Below are 20622 nucleotides of genomic sequence, written 5' to 3' on the forward strand. Positions count from 1 at the left end.
CATGAAATACTCATGTTTAACATTTACAATCCTCTGTATTTTTTGCAGTTCTATCCTCGCTTCGGCAGGCATGGCACAAAAATTAGAGAAAACCACGATTAGCATTACGATAAACAAAGGCCGTAAAATGACCGAGATCATCAAGGAAATCGAATCGCGTACCGGGCTTAGTTTTGTGTACAACCCCGATCAGTTACAACAAAAAAACATGTTTGTAAGCGGCGATTTCACTACCGAACCGGTAAGGTCGCTTTTAGACAGGCTTGGTTTACAGGTTTTGGAAAAAGGTGAATATGTAATTTTGAACAATGCTGTGATGAACAAACCAGACCGCATCATCACCGGGGTAGTACGCGATACTACAGGTTTGGTGCTTCCCGGCGTTTCAGTAAAAGTATTGGGAACACAAAGCGGTACCATTACCGATGGAAACGGAACTTTCCGTATAGAAGTGGGTGCTGATGCGGTGCTTTCGTTCTCGATGATCGGTTACCAGACCAAAGAAGTAAAAGTTGGCGAAAACCAGGTGATCAATATTGCGCTGAAAGAAGAACGTTCAACCCTGGCTGATGTGGTAGTGGTGGGTTATGGTACCCAAAAGAAAGAGACCTTAACCGGAGCCATCAGCATTGTGGGGATGGATAAACTTTCTTCGCGCTCATTAAATAGTGTAGGTGAGGTATTGGCCGGAAAAACCCCGGGCGTAATTGTAACCAATGAGGGTGGCGATCCAACGTCGATGCCTCGTATCAATGTTCGTGGCTCAGGCGGTATAAACGGAGAAAATGTGCTTTACGTAATCGACGGGTCTATCTTTTCGGGCACTCCGCAGCTCAATCCTAACGATATCGAGTCTATTTCGGTACTAAAAGATGGATCTGCGGCCATTTATGGTGCAAGAGCTTCCGGCGGTGTGATTTTAATTACCACCAAAAAAGGTAAAAGCGGTAAAATGCAGATCAGTTTTGATGCAAAGGTTGGACAACAAAGTGCCTGGAAAAAATTAGAGCCCTTAAATGCAGAACAACGTGCGCAGGTTGCGGCAACCGCAGCTAAAAACGGCGGTACTACCATATTACCGGCATTTGATGCTACAAAATATCCTGACGGGCAGATTACACGTACCAACTGGATGGATGAAGTGTTTAGGGATGGTTTATTACAGGATTACAATGCCGCCATTAACGGTGGTTCTGAAAAATCTAATTATTACCTGAGTTTTAATTACCGTAATGCAGAGGGGATTGTGTTAAATACCAAAACCAAACGTTACAATTTCAGGATCAATACGGAACATGAGGTAACCAATTGGTTAAAAATTGGTGAAAACCTATCGTACAGCAGTACCAACGGAAACGGTGCCAATACCAGCAGCGATTATACCGGTGCTTTACTTTCGGCCATTTATTACCCTGCAAATGCTACACCTTATAATGCCGATGGTCGTTTTGCAGGTTTACCAGGTCCGTATGCCGGCGATTATGGCGATATTGTTAACCCCGTTGCCGATTTAATGCGCATCGATATCAACAACCCTGTAAATGTGCTGGTCGTTAATCCTTATGCCAATATCAAACTGGCCAAAGGTCTAACCTTTAGGTCTAACTTAAGCATCACCAAAACAGATGCTTCATTTAAAAGCTTTACGCCCAAAAGGCCTGAGGTAGGAAAACCCGTATTAAGCAATAGTTTACAGGAAAGCAGCAACCATAATAGCGATTTGTTAACAGAACAAGTATTAAACTACAAAGGTACCTTTGGCAATCATCAGCTCGATCTTACCGGTGGTTACTCATTTCAGAAAACACAATACAGAAGCTTGTTTGCTTCAGGATCAGGTTTTGATGACGAATCGCCACAATACCGGTATCTGATGAATGCTACGGTAATACAACCATCTTCAAGCAGTTATAGTGCACAGGCACTTTCATCATTGTTTTTGAGGGCAAACTACAACTATCGCGAAAAATACCTGGTGTCGTTAATCGGCCGCCGTGATGGATCATCATTACTCTCCAAAAACAACAGGACCAGAAATTATGGTTCGGCTTCGGTAGGATGGGTAATGAGCAAAGAAGATTTTCTTAAAGATGTAAGCTGGTTAAATGAATTGAAATTAAGGGGTAGCTATGGTTTCCTTGGCAATTTAGCATCGCTTACTTCTGATGCGGTTAATCCATTATTAACGCCAACGCAGAGTTATTTCGGCCAAACACCAACTTTGCAAAATGGATATGTACAAAACGTTTTAGCCAATCCTAACATTGCATGGGCAGAATCAAAGCAAACCAATATTGGTGTTGATGTAGCGGTATTGGGACGGATAAACCTTTCTGCAGATTATTTTATCAAAGAAATCGATAAAATGATCTTAACCCGCACATTGCCCGGAACGGCGGGTTTAAATACCCAAATCATTAACGCAGGTAAGGTAAAAGATAAGGGTATTGAGTTAGGGTTAACCTACAATAGTGATAAAAATGCAGCTTTCACTTATTCGGTAAATGCTACTTTAACTAAAATAAACAACAATATAGAAGAACTTATTCCGGGCATAGAAAACCAGGTGGTATCTACCAATTTCAGGAATGAGGTTGCCCCGCTTACCAATCGGGTTGGGCAGCCATTGTATAGCTATTTTGTATTGAAAACAGATGGTATTTTTCAGAGTCAGGCAGAAGCCGATAATTATAAAAATGCAAAAGGGACCAAGATCCAGCCGAATGCAAAAGCGGGTGATTTTAAATTCGTAGATATTAACGGCGATGGATCAATTGATGGTAACGACCGTTATTTTGCGGGCAGCGCTTATCCTGATTTTTCTTACGGATTAAGTTTCAATGCCAGCTATAAAAACTTCGACTTCAATATTTTTGCACAAGGGGTACAGGGAAATAAGTTATTCAATGCCGTAAAACGTACCACTTACAGTGCAGCCGGACCTTCTTACAATAAATTAGCAGGAATTTTAGATGCCTGGTCGCCGGAAAACCCGGGCGGAAAAGTGCCGATCATTTCGACCAGCGATGCCAACGGAAACTTTGCTGCTTCTGATTTTTATGTAGAAAATGGCTCTTACCTGCGTATCCGCAACGTAACGCTGGGTTACAGCCTGCCAAAATCTATCGCAAGTAAACTAAAAACCGGAGGAGTAAGGATTTATGCCACAGCAAACAACCTTTTTACCATTACTAAATATTCAGGCTTTGATCCCGAAATCGGAATGGACAACAACGGGGTAGATGTTGGCCGTTATCCGCAGGCACGCAGCTTCATCCTTGGTTTAAGTGTAAATCTATAATCACAACAACAATGAAAAAGAATTTAAAATATATCGCATTTGCAGCACTTGCTGTTTTTTCTTCATGCACAAAAGAGCTTGATATTGTACCCGAAGGTTCTCCATCGGCACAAAATTTCTGGAAAACAAAAGAAGATGCCCTGAAAGCTGAAGGTGGAATGTACGAAAACTACAATGCTGAAGATTTTTACGGTCGCGGCATGTTCTGGTTTATTAATGCCAGCGATGATATGGTTACTGGTCGTAACAAACCCGAGGCCGATAACATTAAAAACTTTAACCGTACATACGTGGGCGGCGGTTATACCGAAACACAGTGGAGCATGCGATATGCCATTATCAAACGCGCCAATGATATTATTATTAATGTGCCGGGCATCAATATGGACGAAACGTTAAAGAAACAGATTATCGGCGATGCTTATTTTAATGCTGGTTTGGTGTATTTCCAGTTGGCTGCAAATTATGGAAATGATAAAGCCGGTGTGCCAATTGTAACGCCGGAAACCGATGCTTCTCAGCCAATTGCACGTGCAAAAAATGTAAATGAAAATTACGATTATATCATCTCGCTATTATTAAAAGCTGCTGATAACCTTCCGTTGTTTTCGGCGATGAAAGCTGCTGATTATGGTAAAGCACATAAAACCGCTGCCTGGGCTTATCTCTCAAAAGTGTACCTCTACAAAAAGGATTACGCCAATGCTGCAAAATATGCCGATATGGTTATTACTTCGGGTCAGCATGATTTAGTAAATACAGGTTTTGCTGATGTGTTTAAAGCAGCCAATAATTGGTCTAAAGAGTATATCTGGTCTGTAGTTTGTACGCCAAGTGGTGGTGGTACAGGCTGGGGCAGTAAATTACCTGGTGTAATGTTAACCAACAAAGCCTGGGGAATTTATAACGGATGGGGTTATTACCTGCCAACCAAAGAGCTTTACGATTCGTACGAAGCCGGCGATCAGCGCAGGGAAGCTACCATCTTGAAACCTGGCGATAAATTTATGTTTTTCGGGGCTGAGCGTAGTTTCACTAAAGATGCTGGGGCAACTTCAAACTATCAGTTTAAAAAATACATGGAGCCTTTCTCGTATGCCAACCCGATACCTACACACGTTAACCCGAATGGCGATAACGGAACAACCGATTTAAATGTACCTTTGATGCGTTATGCTGAAGTATTGCTGATCAAAGCTGAAGCGGCTATTAATTTAAGCGGCGCAGGCGCAGGCGATACCGAACTGAACAAAATCAGGGTGCGTGCAGGTTTAAACGCAAAAAGCGGAATGACCATTGACGACCTTAAACGCGAACGCCGTAACGAACTGGCAGGCGAGTGGGCCGACCGTCACCGCGATCTGGTAAGATGGGGCGATGCACAGGCTGCTTATGCCAAACCATTGCACGATTTTGATGGTAGCGTAATCTGGCCGGCAAGAACTTTTAACCCACAAGTACACGATGTTTGGGCAGTACCACAGAGAGAAATCGATAACAGTGCAGGTGTAATTAAACAAAACCCAGGATGGTAAAATCAAATAAACTGATTCTCTTTTTATGGTTTGGATTAGGTGTACATTCGGTTTCTGCCCAGCAGAAACTGAATGCCGGTAACGGGCACAGCCATAATGATTATAAGCAACAGATTCCTTTGCTGGAAGCTTATTATGCAGGTATGGGATCAATTGAGGCTGATGTATTTTACCGCAACGGAGAGTTGTTTGTTGCCCACGAAAGCAGCGAAATCGCACCCGGTAAAACGTTAAAGAAATTATACATCGATCCCTTGGTGGCATTTTTTAAGGATCATGGCAACCATCCCTATCCCGATCCGAAGCAAAAACTTCAGCTGGTAATTGATATAAAAGAAGATTATGAACACGTAATCCCGAAATTATTGGCCGATTTAAAAGGTAATGAAGCTGTTTTCGATCAGCAGATCAATCCTTCGGCCATTAAAATTGTTATGAGCGGGGCTGTTCCACCTGCCGGAAAGTTTAAGGATTATCCTTCAGTTATCAGTTTCGATGGCCGTCCGGCAAATCAGTACACCGCCGAACAGTTACAGCACATCGGGATGATCAGCGACGATATTTCCCATTATTCGGTATGGAACGGAAAAGGTACGCCTACGCCAGCAGATTTAGAAAAGATGAAGGCGGTGATTGCCAAAGTACATGCCATGGGTAAGCCGTTCCGTTTCTGGGCAACCAAAGATAGTCCGAACAGCTGGAAAGAACTGGAACATATGGGGGTTGATTGGATCGGAACCGATCATCCGGCACTGTTAAAAGATTTTTACCAGAACAGGGCAAAACTAGAATATACCAGTCCGAAGGCATATCAGCCTTATCAGCCAAGCTACAAAAGCGACGGGTTAAAAACCAAAGCTAAAAATGTAATTCTTTTAATAGGAGATGGAATGGGGCTGGCTCAGATCCAGGCCGGTTTGAGTGCTAATTTTGGTCAGTCTAACATCATCACCATTAAACATCTTGGCCTGTCGCGTACCGAAGCCTCCAATTCAGATTTTACTGATTCTGCTGCGGGTGCAACAGCTATGGCCACCGGACATAAAACCAATAACCGTTACATCAGCGTCGATTCTACAGGCAAAGCACTTCAGTCGATTCCTGATCTTCTGGCTCCTTATGGTATTACCAGCGGGATTATTAGCAGTGGCGATATTACCGATGCTACGCCCGCGGCATTTTATGCCCATCAGCCTGAGCGGTCGATGACAAAGGAAATTGCAGCTGATTTTCAGAACAGTCATGTTGATATTCTGATTGGTTCGAAACGCCAGAGTTTTACCGAAAATCCTGATCAGAAACTGATGGATAAAATCTTGGGCAAAGGTTATACACTACAGAAAGACCTGAAAGGTTTTGTTGCTTCAAATGCGGCTAAACAAGTGGTGCTTTTAGACGATTCTGCCACGCGGAAAATATTGGAAGGCCGCGGGGAAATGCTGAAAACTTCGTTTTTAAAGACAGTTGAATTGCTTTCGAAAAATAAAAAAGGATTTTTCATCATGGCAGAAGGAGCACAGATTGACCATGGCGGACATGCAAACGACCTGCCTTTCGCGGTAACCGAACAACATGATTTTGACCGCCTGGTGGGCGAAGCCTTAAAATTTGCTGATCAGGATGGCGAAACTCTGGTCATCGTAACTGCTGATCATGAAACCGGGGGATTATCTCTCCTGGATGCCTCCAACAGAAAAGGAAGCGTTCGCGGCAATTTCAGTACTGATGATCATACCAATATTATGGTACCCGTATTTGCCTACGGCCCCGGCTCGGAAGCCTTTATGGGGGTATATTCCAATAACCAGATTTTTTATAAAATTATCGAAGCTTATCGTTTAAAGAAAGCTCAGTAAATCAAATAATAAACCACAGCACAATATCATTTTAACCACAGATGCACACAGATAAACACGGATTTATATCTGTGTGCATTCTTTTTATCTCCCGATAATCGGGACAAATAATGGTTAAATGTAATGACATTATCCACAGCACAGTTCATGTTAAGGTAACATAACGTTGCTAATTTTAACCCGATAAATAACAGATAATGGAAAGAAGATCTGCACTCAAAAATATAGGTGGCCTGTTTTTGCTGCCAACATTATCAAAAGTTTCGTTGCCAACGGAGAAAAAGCCTGTTTTAAGGGTAGCGCACATTACTGATGTTCACCTGAAGAACCAGTTTAATGCGCCGGCGAGGTTTGCCAAATGCCTGCACCATTTACAGGCACAATCGCCAAAAGTAGACCTGATTTTAAATGGTGGAGATATTGTTTTCGATATGAATAAAGAGAACATTGGTACTATAAACGATCAATGGAAATTGGTGCAGGAAACCATGAGAAACGAATGCAGTATTCCGGTGCGTTATTGTTTGGGTAACCACGATATCTGGTGGAACGAGGATAGCAAAGGCGATGTTTTTTATGGTAAAAAATACGCCATGGATAAATTGCAGCTGATAAAACCATATTACAGTCTGGTGCAAAACGGCTGGAAAATTATCGTACTGGATAGTACCCATCTTGATATCGACAATACCTGGTACATCGGCAAATTAGGAGATGAGCAACTAAACTGGCTAAAAAACGAGTTGCAAAGTACCGATAAAAAGATGCCTGTGATGGTAATGTCGCACATTCCAATCCTTACCGCCCTGTTGATGATAGAAGATAATATTGTAAACAAATGGACCATGCTGGGTGGCGATATGCATACCGATACCGCTAAAATCATCAGCCTTTTTTATCAGCATCCAAATGTAAAACTATGCCTAAGCGGACACCTGCACATGCGCGATAAAGTAGTTTACAATGGTGTTACCTACCTCTGCAACGGTGCCGTATCAGGCGCCTGGTGGGAGGGGAACAGAAGGGAAACCGCGCCGGGTTACGGCCTGATCGATTTATACGATGATGGGAGTTTTGAAGAAAAATATGCTAATTATTAGGATGGAAGATGGGAATGTAATACGGATGATGGAGCAGGCTAGGTTTAGGCCCGGTTGAATACTGCATCTGTATAGTTGTTCTACGCTTCAAGTCCTTCATTCATAAACCTGACAACAGCGGAAATCCTTTTTGTTTTGCAGCAACCTCAAATATACTGTCATTCTGAGGGATAATTAATTTTATAAAAATCAATATGAATGACAGAAGAATCTTCGCGCAATGATAAGCCGCTAAGTTCGTCATTGCGAGAAGGCTTTTTCAGCCGACGAAGCAATCTTTCTAACAATGATCGCTAGCAGGAAAGATTGCTTCGTCGTTCCTCCTCGCAATGACGACCTTTCTAAATCTGTCAATGGTAGGTACGAAGCATCTGCAGGCTATGAAACAGATGCTTCGTACCTCAGCATGACAGCATCACAAAAAGATTGGAGAGCATGGCAGGGCTGTGGTTGCCGATGGAAAATTGACGTACGTTTCCAAAAAAACTGACAAATTAATCCATAAAACCTGAGTGGAACTTTCTAAGCTGCTAAAACTATTCTTGTTATTCCCTTAACATTACCTTCATATCCAGATCCTTGCTTTGTTCAAAAAAGAATAAATGAAAAGAGATTTACTTACCTTAATAACTGCCGCATCTATCGGTATGGTATCGTGCAAAAAGAACCACGACGAAACCCCAGCAGCATTTACTTACCCCACCATGGCCGAAGTTTCCGATCCACCGGTGCTTTTTACCACTGCTGCAGGCGTAAAAGTATATAATGGTGGTTTTGGTTCGGCGGTAGCTGCCGATCCCAATTCGCCGGATGTTTTTTACATGTTAACCGACAGGGGGTCGAATGTTGCCGGACAGCTGGCCAATTCCATCATCATCGGGAAACCTGATTTCGATCCACAGATTGGTAAATTCAGCTTAAAAGATGGCAAACTGGTACTCGAGCAAACCATCGAACTAAAAAATGCCTCAGGTGGTAAATTAAACGGATTGCCTAATCCTGCGGGAATGGGTGCATCGGGAGAAATTGCATACGATTTAAACGGACAGGTTATTACGCCAAGTGCTGATGGCATCGACTCAGAAGGCTTGGTGAGGGCAGCCGACGGATCGTTCTGGATCAGCGATGAATACGGACCGCATATTGTACACGTTGATGCAACAGGTAAAACCATCGAACGTATAAATCCATTTGGAACAGGAACCGGCGGACGTAAAATCCCGGCAGTATTTGCCAACAGAAGGGCTAACCGTGGTATGGAAGGCCTGGCCATTACCCCCGACGGAAAAACTTTGGTAGGCATGATGCAGTCGCCAATGTACAATCCTTCTAAAAGCGCAGTTGCCAATTCGGTTGTATTGAGGATTTTAACTTTCGATATCGCCACCGGCGCTACCAAACAATATTCCTATTTAATGGATAATGTAACCTTAACCGGTGTAAGTGATATCGTTGCCGTAAACAGTACTACTTTTTTAACCATTGAGCGTGATGGTTTATATGGAGGAGCAGCAACCAATCCGGCCACATTTAAAAAAGTTTTTAAGATCGACATCAGCGGCGCTACAGACATTTCTGATGCCAATAATGGTGCTACTGGTAAACTTTACGGTGGTAAAACTGTAGAAGAGTTGAACAATGCAACAGGTTTAAGCGGAGCAGGAATTACACCGGTAAGCAAAACTGTGGTGCTGGATCTTTTAAAAGACCTTCCTTCCATCTATCCGCACGATAAAGCGGAAGGATTAGCCTTATTGCCGGGTAATATTCTGGTGATTTCTAACGATGATGATTTCGGTGTGGTAGATAATGGCGCAAGTGGCTTTGCCCAGAAAATTTTGCCTTTCACCAATTCAGTTGATAGAAACCGACTGTATTTTGTGAAGATTAAGCTTTAATTGATATATCGTCATTGCGAGGTACGAAGCAATTTTAATGCGAACGCTGGTAGCGATCGTTGTAAGATTGCTTCGTCGGCTGAAAAAGCCTCCTCGCAATGACGATCTTTTAAATTTTAATTTTTCCCAACCCGGTTCTCTTCATCACTGGTTCCTGTTCTTCTGCTGCGGGCAGTTTTAATTTTCATATTTCCAAATTTATAGGTGAAACTCAGGTTTACCCTCCGGCTTTCCCATTCGTTTTTCCAATAGGTTTTAATATTGTTATACTCCAGGTTTGCCCGAAATGCACTCGTATTAAATACATCATTAACTTTTAAAGCCAGCGTTGCATTTTTGTTCCAGAATGTTTTTTTCGCACCAACATTAAGCTGGTAACTTCCTAAACTGCGGAACAAACCCGAAACGGAAGGAGAATCGTAATAAGCATAAGCCGATAAACTATAGTTTTTAGGCAAGGTGAAGGTATTATCAGTCATTACCGACCAGTTCCAAGAGAAAGCATTGTAACCATTACCCTGCACAGCCGATTCGGTACGGTTAAATCCCGCTGAAACTTCTGTGCTATTGTTCCACCATTTGGTGATATCAAAAGGACTTCCGGTTGCCATATAAAAGTTGGTGGTGCGGCTCAGATTTTCCGGTCTGGTGATGGTTTCTTTGGTCAGGTCGTTCTGGTAAGCCACTTCCCATATCGATCCGTTATTAACCGAATAACTTAGTGTTAACACCCTGAAATTTTTGATGGAGTAATTAAATTCGAAGCTATTGGCATACGATGGTTGTAGAAACGGATTGCCCTGCAAAGCGGTGTACGGATCAGTATAAAAAGTAAAAGGGTTTAAACTGCTGTACGATGGGCGATTAATGCTTTTGCGGTAAGCTGCAGTGATCAGGTTGTTCGAATCAAGCTTCAATGAGATAAATAACGTTGGAAAAAGCTTCCAGTATTTTCTATCAATTACGGTATTTGTTCCCGATGAACTGCCATTGCCCAAAGTCTGCTCGGCACGCAATCCGGCTTTAATCTGTAAGTTTTTAAAACTTTGATCCAGCGAGAGGTAACCTGCATTAATATTTTCATTGTATAAAAACAGGTTGGTACGGCGTGGGTCGGTAATCCAGCCTGCGGTTTTCAGCGAATCGAAACGGACATCACTTTCCGATCTTACCCAGCTGCTTTTCCAGCCGGTTTCCATCTTTAATTTTTTGTTCAGGTTCAGCGTATAATCTGCTTTGATAGAATAGATGGATACTTTGCCCATGCCGTTATTTCGCAGATCGATCGGTGTACCAATCAGCTGATCATTTACATCAAGGTAATTATTGGTAAAAGTTTCGCTTCTGCTGTTATCATAACGTACATAATCTGCATCAATTCCCAGTTCTCCACCCAAAGTATCGGTTTTAAAACGGTAATTCAGGTTTAAGGCATGGTTTTTTTCGGTATTGCTTTGCGGATTGTACATGCTCGTTCCGCCCATTTTTGCCCCGGCCGCATTATAGTTTACCGAGTTGCTGTTCACTTTGGTTTCTTCTGGTGCAGTGTAACCCTTCACCATAATGCCGAAAGTATTTTTGTCGTTAATAAAATAATCGGCACCGGTAGAGTAATTTAAACTGTTGGTAACCGGGTGCCAGAAATTAAGCTGGTTATACTGCTCTTCTCCGATAGTCCTGTTAAGCGTTAACCTGTTATAGGAATTGTAATGTCCTGCATTCAAACGCAGATAAGTGCTTACTTTACCAATATTATAATTCAGGTTGGTGCCACCGAAAACTTTCTCGTAACGGCCATAACCACCGCCAAGGTTCATGTTGCCATTAAAACCCTGCATTTTATTTCTTTTCAGTTTAATGTTAATGATTCCTGCCGTTCCTGCTGCATCAAACGAAGAAGGTGGATTAGAAATCAGTTCGATTTTACTCAACACCGATCCCGGTAACGATTTTAGGTAAGTGGTTAATTCCATGCCCGTCATATAACTCAGTTTACCATCAATCATCACATTAATGCCCTTTTTGCCTTTAAGCACAATATTATCATCCTTATCGAGCTTTATGCCCGGCGACCTGCTGATCACTTCCAGTGCATTGTCTCCTGCCGTGTTCATTTGCTCTACATTGACCACCACCCGGTCGGCTTTTTGGTCGATAACCGGCATTTTGGAAATAATGTTTACCTCTTTAAGCTCTTGCGAACGGTTTGTTAAGGTAATTGCCGGTACTTTAACCGCTGCTTCTTTCACTTCGAACGCGGCAGATTGATTTTTATCATAACCCATCATCAAAGCCTTAATTAAATAACGGCCGGGTTTTACGCCGCTAAATTCATATAAACCCTGCTGGTTGGTAGCTTGTAGTGCAACCGAAGCCGAATCGGGCAGGTGGATCAGCGCTATAGAAGCATAATCAAGTGCTTTATTGCTTTTATCGGTAACAGTGCCTGATATTTTAACGTTTTGTGCAGAAACAGTTTTAATACCGAAAAGGAAGAAGAAAAAAATGGCAGGTTTTATTAAGCGGTTCATCTTATTTTTGTTTTAATTGATGATCCAAAGATGAAAAGCCTGCCCCAGCCTGTAAATTATATAATCCCAACCCCTTAAAATATTATCCCAATGCTTTTTTAGGCGATAAAAGGTGTTGATCCTTAAAATGCACACGTTCGGATAATTATTTACAGGTTTGGCATAAGAAAATAGGCTGTTAAAAAAGCTTTGTATAGTTTTAGGGCATGAAAACAATAAAAACAATTTCCATTCATGTTTTGTGCTGGATACTTATTCTGGGCTATTTTTATGGTGGCTATTTAATTGATGGCACCACTTTTACCAAGGCATCGCTTAGTATCTCCATGAATTTTATACAATTAATAGAATTTTACATCTGTTACTTATGGGTGTATCCCCGCTTTTTGAAAAAGAATAAAATACCACAGTTAATCGGTGGCATTTTGTTAACCATAGCTATATTTATTGCACTGAGGTATTTAATAGAAGAAGTACTTTATTTAAAATGGTTTGGTTTTCATAACTATAATGATGGTACAACTGCCTGGGCCTACATTTCGGATAACATTTACTGGAGTATTGCTTTTATTGTTACGCCAGCTGCGGTTTATGGTATCGAACAGAGCTTTAAATCGGAGCAGGTAAACCGGAAACTTAAAGAAGAAGTAGTAAAAGCTGAGCTTTCATTCCTCAAATCGCAGATTAACCCACATTTTTTATACAATACCTTAAATTATGTGTATTCTCTGGCTATTCCCGTTTCCGATAAACTGGCCAATGCCGTTTTACGATTATCTGATCTGATGCGTTATACTTTAAACGATAGTCCGGATGGTAAAGTGAGTTTAGATAAAGAAGTAGAATACCTCGAAAGTTATGTCGAGCTTTTTAAAATGCGTTTCGAACCCAAATTTTATGTCGATTTTGTAACCGAAGGCATCAGCGATCAGAAAATAGCTTCGTTAATCCTGATCCCTTTTGTTGAAAATGCCTTTAAACATGGCGTGGTGAACGATGAGGCCCAACCGGTCCGCATTAAGCTGAAAGTACAGAACAAACGTTTAAGTTTTGAAGTGAGCAATAAGATCAGCCATGCACAAAAAGACCATTCGAGTGGAGTAGGCATGGTGAATATCCACCGGAGGTTAGACCTGATTTATCCTGACAAGCACGAATTGCTGATTTCGAACAATGGAAATACTTACAAAAGCACTTTGATTTTAAATCTCTGATCGATAATTTGTGCCATTGAAAATAATTAACTTACGCTAACCGCCATACGCTAACCCCTTTTCCTATGATCCGTTGCCTTGCTGTTGATGATGAATCTTACGCTTCAGATATTATTGCCGCCTTTATTAATAAAACACCTTTTTTAGAACTCGTGGGTACTACCACCAATGCTTTTGAGGCACTAAACCTGGTGCAGGAAGGTAAGGTAGACCTCGTATTTCTGGATATCCAGATGCCCGAACTGACCGGAATCCAGTTTTTGAAAATCTGTGGCGGTAAATGTAAAGTGATCCTCACCACGGCCTATCCCGAATATGCTTTAGAAGGTTTCGATCTCGATGTGGTAGATTATCTCCTGAAACCGATTTCTTACGAACGTTTTTATAAAGCCGCCACAAAAGCGCAACAGATTTTAGCACCTGTGTTGCCTGTTCAGCAGGAAGTAATTGTACAGCAAGCTGCCCAGGGGAATGACTTTATTTTTATTAAAGGCGATACCAAAAACAAATTTATCAAGGTTAATTATGACGATATCCTCTACGTGGAAGGATTGAAAAACTACGTTTCGGTATATACGGCTACACAGCGGATTATTACCTACCAATCGTTACGTGAGCTGGAAACCGAGCTGCCTCAACCACCTTTTTACCGCATCCATAAATCGTATATCATCTCGCTCGAAAAAATTAAAATGATCGATGGCAATACCGTTTACATTAACGATCAGGCCATCCCGGTTGGTGAAACGTATAAGGAAGAGTTTTTTAAAGTGGTGAGGGAAAAAAAATAGGGTTAATTGTTTAAATTGGTTAAGTGGTTAATTCTGTATGACTCTTGGATCAAAATGATTATTTTTGACTTGTATATAATATGAAATAGATGAAAATATCCGAAATATCAACTGAAGATCTTTTGAAAAAAGGAGAAATGGTGGTCGCTCCATGGGATATGACTCCCATTGAAAGGCAGGCCTGGTACAAGTTAAATCAAATAAAAGCCAGAAATTATTTGTTTTCCATAGGGCAGCCACTTGTTTTCGAAAAGGAAGGGAAAATGATTGCAGAATATGCTGATGGCACGATTGAAGTAATACGTTAATGTCTGAAATATTCATTATAGCAGGGCCTCCAGGTATAGGGAAGAGCACAATGGGCTCGCAGTACATTCCTGCCGGTTTGGACTTACTTAATGAGGATGATATGAGGCTTAAATATAAAGAAAAGGGCTTCGTAGATTACAATGAATATTCAATTCATAGAGTTGCTGAGCTCATTAAAGGCAAATTAATTCGAAATGAGGACTTTGCATTGGAGCTTAATTTGGGCTTTCAACATCAGTATGATTATGTTTTGTCTGCTAAGCGATTCAATGCAGAAAATAAACTTAACCTAATATTATTCTATTGCGACACATTAAATCTATGCCTGGATAGAGCAAAAAAAAGACATGAAAATGGGCTTCATTTGGTAAAACCAGACATTATTACGCAAATGTATAACAATACAATCACTTTACTTAAGTCTAATTTTGCATCTGTAGATACCATAATCTTTATAGATGCATCCATTAAAAACGATTTTGTTTTCCTTGCAAAATATGATAGAGAAGATAATAACCTCTCTACGTTTGAAGCATCAGGAGAATGGTTCAAAGTACATATTGAACCATTTATTAACGAACAGATTAAAATACTGTATCCTAATAAATCAAATTTATTGCCTTGGCAACCGGAAGAGGATAGTAATGAATCTTTGTAAAGCCCATGTGCTAAACTATTTTTACTTATTAACCATTACCAGCAATTAACGAGGTCAAGAAATAGGGTTCTAAACAATTAACCACTTAACCATCCTTTACAGTTAACCAGTTTCAGCAATTAACCAGTTAACCAATCTACGGTGTGCATAAATTCTCCCCAATATTTAGCCTGATTTTTTTAAGTTTGCTGCGTAAATATTAAAATCAAACATGGCCGTACAAGAAACCAATTCGCTCAATCAGGTTGCAGAATTCCACACTACCTTTAAACATCCTATTCTCGAAAACCCGGTTATTCCTTCAAAACAAAGGGCTAATCTGCGTATTTCGCTTTTGGCTGAGGAATTGAAAGAATTACAGGAGGCAGTAGAAAATGATGACCTTGTAGAAGTGGCCGATGCCTTATGCGATCTGCAATATGTTTTGGCTGGTGCCATACACGAGTTTGGTTTAGGCGGGAAATTTAAAACTTTGTTTGATGAAGTGCACCGCTCTAACATGAGCAAAGCCTGCAAAACGGTTGAAGAAGCCGAACAAACCATTCAGTTTTATTTAGATAAAGATCAAACCGAATCTTATTATAAAGAAATCGACGGACTGTTTTTGGTGTTCAGAAAATCTGACGATAAAACTTTAAAGTCGATCAATTATTCTCCTGCAGATTTAAAATCTCACTTAGTTTAAGTTCAGTTGAAAAGACTAAAACAACTAATAACCGACCTGAAATTATCTCAGGATGCTCCCGATGCAGCTTTAATGCGTGAGTTTATTTTTTACTCGCCAAAAATGCCTTTGCGCCTGCATCAGGAACAGCTAATTGCAGAATCAAAACAGTTTAGCCTGCCGGTTTTTGATACTTATTTTACCAATTCCGAATTAAGTATTAATTGCTTTAGTTGGGGGAATGGAAAAAAGAAAGTATTGCTTACGCATGGCTGGGCTTCGAAAGCCCCGGACTTTTACGAGCTGATTGTTGAACTCCGGAAAATTGAAGATCTGGAGATCATTGCTTTTGATGCACCCGGAAACGGAAGTTCTATATCTGAGTTTTCTAACCTGATGTTATATGCTGATTCTGTAAAGGCCATTGCGCAAAACTATGCACAGCCTGAGGTACTTATCGGGCACTCGCTGGGTGGTATGGCCAATGTAATTGCGATACAGGAATTAGGAATCACTCCCGGTCTGCTCATCAGCGTTGCGCCATTAATCAGACTGAAAGAGAACTTCGAACAGAGCCTGGATTCGGTAAACATCGGTGCAAAAGATCAGGATATCTTTTTCGCAAATTTTGCAAAAGAGTTTCCGGTACCAGCCAGTCATTTTAACCTGACCGAACTTTATCGCTTAAATCCTGATATAAACCATTTTCTGGCTTTTGATCCAGAAGATCATATCTCACCATTTCCTTTTCTTAAAGAATTTCTGGATAAAAACCCTGCAATAAATGCAAAATCATTCGAGGGTGTGGGGCATTATAAGATCCTTAAATCTGTTGAAGTAATTGAGGCTATTGTACACAGCGTTCAATCCTTAAACTAATTTATGTAATTTTTGCATAATTTTTCGCCGCACACTAGAGGAAGGTTTTATTGCCACAATGATCTGGCGCTGCACCCTGCAGGCAGGTTTTATTGCCACAATGATTTGGCGCTGCGCATAGCAGGAAGATTTCATATAAATTTTTGAATGTATCCGTTAAATGGAGAGATTTTCGCATTTTAAAGATCCTTCGCTGCGCTCAGGATGACAAAAAACATCCCTTGCGAACTGAAACAGGAAGTCGATTGTGTGGCTGATCTAAATAGAAGGATCGTCATTTCGACCGCAGTGGAATCTATATCTAAAAATCACCACCCAGATACCTTCCGTGTCCTCAGGTGGCTTAGGTGGTCGAACAAAAAATGAATCGATATTATTTTCCATAGAAAGTGTTGTCAACTTTACCAGCAAATACGCCAGGAAGTTGACAACGCATTCTACTCGCCTGACGCCAGATAGTAACATCTGACACTCCTGCAAAGGGCTGCTATCTGTTTTCTACAATATGATTTCCGACCTCCGTCTCCGGACTTATAATTCCATCATCCATTTTACGTCTTCCATCTCTGATCCATAACAGTGCATAACAGTTAAAGCTGCTGCAAATTCTATTTTAGGGCAACCAAATATTAAATTAGAGCATGCAAGCAATTTTAGGTGTAATTTTTCATTTCTTCGGTGGTTTCGCCTCCGGAAGCTTCTATATTCCATACAAAAAAGTTAAAGGCTGGGCCTGGGAAAGTTATTGGATTGTAGGTGGATTATTCTCCTGGTTAGTTGTTCCGCCTCTTGCCGCTTTCCTAACCGTTCCTAATTTTAGCGAAATTATCAGCAGTACCAATGGTAACATATTATGGCTTACCTATTTCTTTGGCATCCTGTGGGGCATTGGCGGATTAACCTATGGCCTTGGTGTTCGTTACCTGGGTGTATCATTAGGAAGCAGTATCATTTTAGGGCTGTGTATGGTATTGGGCTCGATTCTTCCATCCATTTATTTCGATTTTTTCCCTCAGGCAGGTAAAGATACTTTTACCATGTTTCTGCATACCGATTGGGGTCGCATGGTATTGCTGGGCCTTTTAGTCTGTGTATTGGGTATTGTGATTTGTGGTAAAGCAGGCATGATGAAAGAAAAGGAAATGAAAACTGGTATTACCGATCCACACGGGATGGAGGTAAAAACAGAATTTAAATTCGGACTCGGTTTATTTGTAGGTATTGTTTCAGGCGTTTTAAGTGCCTGTTTCAATTTTGGTATCGAAGCCGGAAAGCCCATGGCCGATGCTGCAAATACCATCTGGAAAGCTGCAAATCCTGCTGAAACAGGCAATTTCCTATTCCAGAATAACGTTACCTATATTATTGTGCTCTGGGGCGGCCTAACCACCAACTTTATCTGGTGTATGGTACTCAACGCTCGCAATAAAACATTCGGCGATTATACAAATGCTGCAACACCATTGCTGAAAAATTATATTTTTTCTGCGCTTGCAGGTACCACATGGTTTTTGCAGTTCTTTTTTTACGGTATGGGCGAAAGTAAAATGGGTAATGGCGCCAGTTCATGGATTCTGCACATGGCTTTTATCATCCTGATCGCCAACATTTGGGGTTTGGTACTAAAAGAGTGGAAAGGCGTATCCAAAAAAACTTTGATTACTGTTTTGGCAGGTATTCTAACCATCATCATTTCGGTACTCATTGTAGGTTATGGTAATTCAATTAAAGGTTAATAAATAAAAATTTAAATATAAAATTAGAATGTCAATCGATACGAAAAGTTATAAGCACGTAAGCTATCTGTGGGATGAAGAGGAAGCCGCAAAACTGGCTGGTGATGAAGTAGCCCTCCTAATTTATCGCTCTAATTTATTGGGTGCTGATTTACGCTTAACCAATTATGGAGGTGGAAATACCTCGTGCAAAGTATTGGAAAAAGACCCGCTTACCGGTTTGGAAACCGAAGTAATGTGGGTAAAAGGTTCAGGTGGCGATTTAGGAACGTTAAAGAAAAGTGGACTTGCTGCATTATATGTTGACCGTTTACGCAGCCTGAAAAATATTTACCGTGGCGTGGAGCATGAAGATGAAATGGTTGAACTGTTTAACCACTGTATTTTCGATTTAAGCTCTAAAGCACCATCAATCGATACCCCTTTACACGGTTTCCTGCCATTTAAACATATCGATCACCTGCATCCGGATGCGGCCATCGCCATTGCTGCGGCTAAAGACGGTAAAAAAATTACCGAAGAATTATTTGGTGGAACGATTGGCTGGGTGGAATGGAAAAAACCTGGTTTCGAACTGGGTTTGCAATTAAAACAATGCCTGGATGAAAACCCGGGGATTCGTGGTATCATGTTAGGCTCACATGGTTTGTTTACCTGGGGCGATACCGCTTACGAAAGTTACCTCAACACCTTAGAAGTAATCGAGATCTGTTCTGATTACCTGAACCAGAATTATGGTAGAAAAGGTCCGGTTTTTGGCGGACAGAAAATAGAAAGCGCAGCAGCAGAGCAACGTAAAAAACAAGCAGCTGCAATAGCACCTGTATTGCGTGGATTATGCTCTTCTAAACAACACATGATCGGTCACTTCACTGATGATAGCCGTGTGTTGGAGTTCATCAATTCTAATGATCTCGATCGCCTTGCTCCAATGGGTACGAGCTGTCCCGATCACTTTTTACGGACCAAAATCAGTCCGTTGGTTTTAACATTAGAGAGCGATGCCGATTTATCTGATGTTAAAGCGTTAAAAGAAACATTGGAGCCTGCGTTTGAAGCTTACAGGGCCATGTACACCGCTTATTACGAAGCATGTAAGCATCCAAACAGTCCGGCAATCCGCGATACCAATCCGGTTGTAATTTTATATCCCGGAATCGGAATGTTTACTTTTTCTAAAGATAAACAAACCGCCAGGGTTGCAGCAGAATTCTATATCAACGCCATTAACGTAATGAAGGGTGCTGAGGCAGTTTCCGAATATACTTCATTACCTCATCAGGAAGCTTTTAACATTGAATATTGGTTGCTGGAAGAAGCAAAATTGCAGCGCATGCCCAAACCAAAACCTTTAACGGGTAAAATTGCCCTCATTACAGGCAGTGCCGGTGGTATCGGTAAAGCAATTGCTAAAAAGTTTGTTGCCGAAGGCGGAGTAGTAATTTTAAACGATATGAATGCCGAACGTTTGGAAGAAGCAGGTAAAGAATTTGCTGGCCAGTTTGGTAAAGATTCTTACAGTACTGCTATTTTAAATGTAACCAGCGAAGCAGATATTAAAGCCGCCTTCGATTCTGCCTCCCTGGCTTTTGGCGGAGTAGACATTGTGGTAAACAATGCAGGTTTATCAATCTCCAAAACCATTGCCGATCATACCGAAAAGGATTGGGATTTATTATATGATGTTTTAGTAAAAGGCCAGTTCTTTATTACCCAGGCTGCAACAAATACGATGCAAAAGCAGGATATTGGTGGCGATATCATTAATATTGTAAGTAAGAACGCCCTGGTAAGCGGACCAAATAATGCCGGTTATGGCAGCGCAAAAGCCGCCCAGTTACATTTAAGCAGATTAAACGCTGCCGAACTGGGTGCCGATAATATCCGTGTAAATGTGGTTAACCCCGATGCGGTAATTAGTGATAGCAATATCTGGGCAGGTGGTTGGGCCGAAGGCCGTGCAAAAGCTTATGGCATTACCGTTGCAGAGCTACCGGCTTATTACGCAAAACGTACTTTGTTGAACCAGATCATATTGCCGGATGACATTGCCAATGCCTGTTTCGCCTTTGTGGGTGGCTTGTTGCACAAATCAACCGGAAATGTTTTAAATGTTGATGGCGGAGTAGCCATGGCATTTGTAAGATAAG

Annotated in this window: 14 protein-coding genes; 13 read left to right on the forward strand and 1 reads right to left on the reverse strand. The window is 41.2% G+C overall.

All coding sequences use genetic code 11. From position 1 onward, the window contains the following. Position 1: 1 nt before the first annotated feature. The 5 genes from ABD769_RS02695 (at position 2) to ABD769_RS02715 (ending at position 9690) form a co-directional block, all read left to right on the forward strand. Entirely contained in the window at positions 2-3301 is a 3300-nt protein-coding gene (locus ABD769_RS02695) for a SusC/RagA family TonB-linked outer membrane protein (protein ID WP_344849177.1), read from the forward strand. 11 nt (positions 3302-3312) lie between these two features. Continuing rightward, positions 3313-4836, forward strand: coding sequence for a RagB/SusD family nutrient uptake outer membrane protein (locus ABD769_RS02700; protein ID WP_344849179.1), 1524 nt, complete (start codon positions 3313-3315; stop codon positions 4834-4836). Next, a complete protein-coding gene (locus ABD769_RS02705; protein WP_344849180.1) occupies positions 4830-6692 on the forward strand; it encodes an alkaline phosphatase in 1863 nt (620 codons plus the stop codon). The genes ABD769_RS02700 and ABD769_RS02705 overlap by 7 nt, the downstream gene beginning before the upstream one ends. Before the next feature lie 197 nt (positions 6693-6889). After that, on the forward strand, positions 6890-7792 hold the full coding sequence (locus tag ABD769_RS02710) for a metallophosphoesterase family protein (RefSeq protein ID WP_344849181.1): 903 nt from the start codon (positions 6890-6892) through the stop codon (positions 7790-7792). A 602-nt stretch (positions 7793-8394) separates the two neighbouring features. Continuing rightward, complete coding sequence (locus tag ABD769_RS02715) at positions 8395-9690, forward strand: esterase-like activity of phytase family protein (RefSeq protein WP_344849183.1); 1296 nt, start codon at positions 8395-8397, stop codon at positions 9688-9690. A 116-nt stretch (positions 9691-9806) separates the two neighbouring features. On the opposite strand, the gene ABD769_RS02720 is transcribed toward ABD769_RS02715, so the two are convergent. Then, entirely contained in the window at positions 9807-12221 is a 2415-nt protein-coding gene (locus ABD769_RS02720) for an outer membrane beta-barrel family protein (RefSeq protein ID WP_344849185.1), read from the reverse strand. A gap of 206 nt (positions 12222-12427) precedes the next feature. Here ABD769_RS02720 and ABD769_RS02725 point away from each other — a divergent pair, with 206 nt between their 5' ends. From ABD769_RS02725 to ABD769_RS02760, 8 genes are all read left to right on the forward strand, one after another. Further along, entirely contained in the window at positions 12428-13435 is a 1008-nt protein-coding gene (locus ABD769_RS02725; RefSeq protein ID WP_344849187.1) for a sensor histidine kinase, read from the forward strand. Between the two features lie 65 nt (positions 13436-13500). Then, positions 13501-14226: a LytR/AlgR family response regulator transcription factor gene (locus tag ABD769_RS02730; RefSeq protein WP_344849189.1), complete on the forward strand. Its 726-nt coding sequence runs from the start codon at positions 13501-13503 to the stop codon at positions 14224-14226. An 89-nt stretch (positions 14227-14315) separates the two neighbouring features. Further along, positions 14316-14534, forward strand: coding sequence for a hypothetical protein (locus ABD769_RS02735; RefSeq protein ID WP_344849191.1), 219 nt, complete (start codon positions 14316-14318; stop codon positions 14532-14534). Continuing rightward, positions 14534-15193, forward strand: coding sequence for a hypothetical protein (locus tag ABD769_RS02740; RefSeq protein ID WP_344849193.1), 660 nt, complete (start codon positions 14534-14536; stop codon positions 15191-15193). Before ABD769_RS02735 ends, ABD769_RS02740 begins: the two co-directional genes overlap by 1 nt. 211 nt (positions 15194-15404) lie before the next feature. After that, positions 15405-15878, forward strand: coding sequence for a pyrophosphohydrolase domain-containing protein (locus tag ABD769_RS02745; RefSeq protein WP_025144629.1), 474 nt, complete (start codon positions 15405-15407; stop codon positions 15876-15878). A gap of 6 nt (positions 15879-15884) precedes the next feature. Then, positions 15885-16736 carry an alpha/beta hydrolase gene (locus tag ABD769_RS02750; RefSeq protein WP_344849195.1) on the forward strand — a complete coding sequence of 284 codons (852 nt, stop codon included), beginning with the start codon at positions 15885-15887 and terminating at the stop codon, positions 16734-16736. Positions 16737-17377: 641 nt separating this feature from the next. Beyond that, positions 17378-18472: an L-rhamnose/proton symporter RhaT gene (gene rhaT / locus ABD769_RS02755; RefSeq protein WP_344849197.1), complete on the forward strand. Its 1095-nt coding sequence runs from the start codon at positions 17378-17380 to the stop codon at positions 18470-18472. A 28-nt stretch (positions 18473-18500) separates the two neighbouring features. Then, positions 18501-20621: a bifunctional aldolase/short-chain dehydrogenase gene (locus ABD769_RS02760; RefSeq protein WP_344849199.1), complete on the forward strand. Its 2121-nt coding sequence runs from the start codon at positions 18501-18503 to the stop codon at positions 20619-20621. The last annotated feature ends 1 nt before the right edge of the window (position 20622 follow it).

Origin of the sequence: Pedobacter jeongneungensis (genome assembly GCF_039538295.1) — a bacterium.
Lineage (GTDB): Bacteria > Bacteroidota > Bacteroidia > Sphingobacteriales > Sphingobacteriaceae > Pedobacter > Pedobacter jeongneungensis.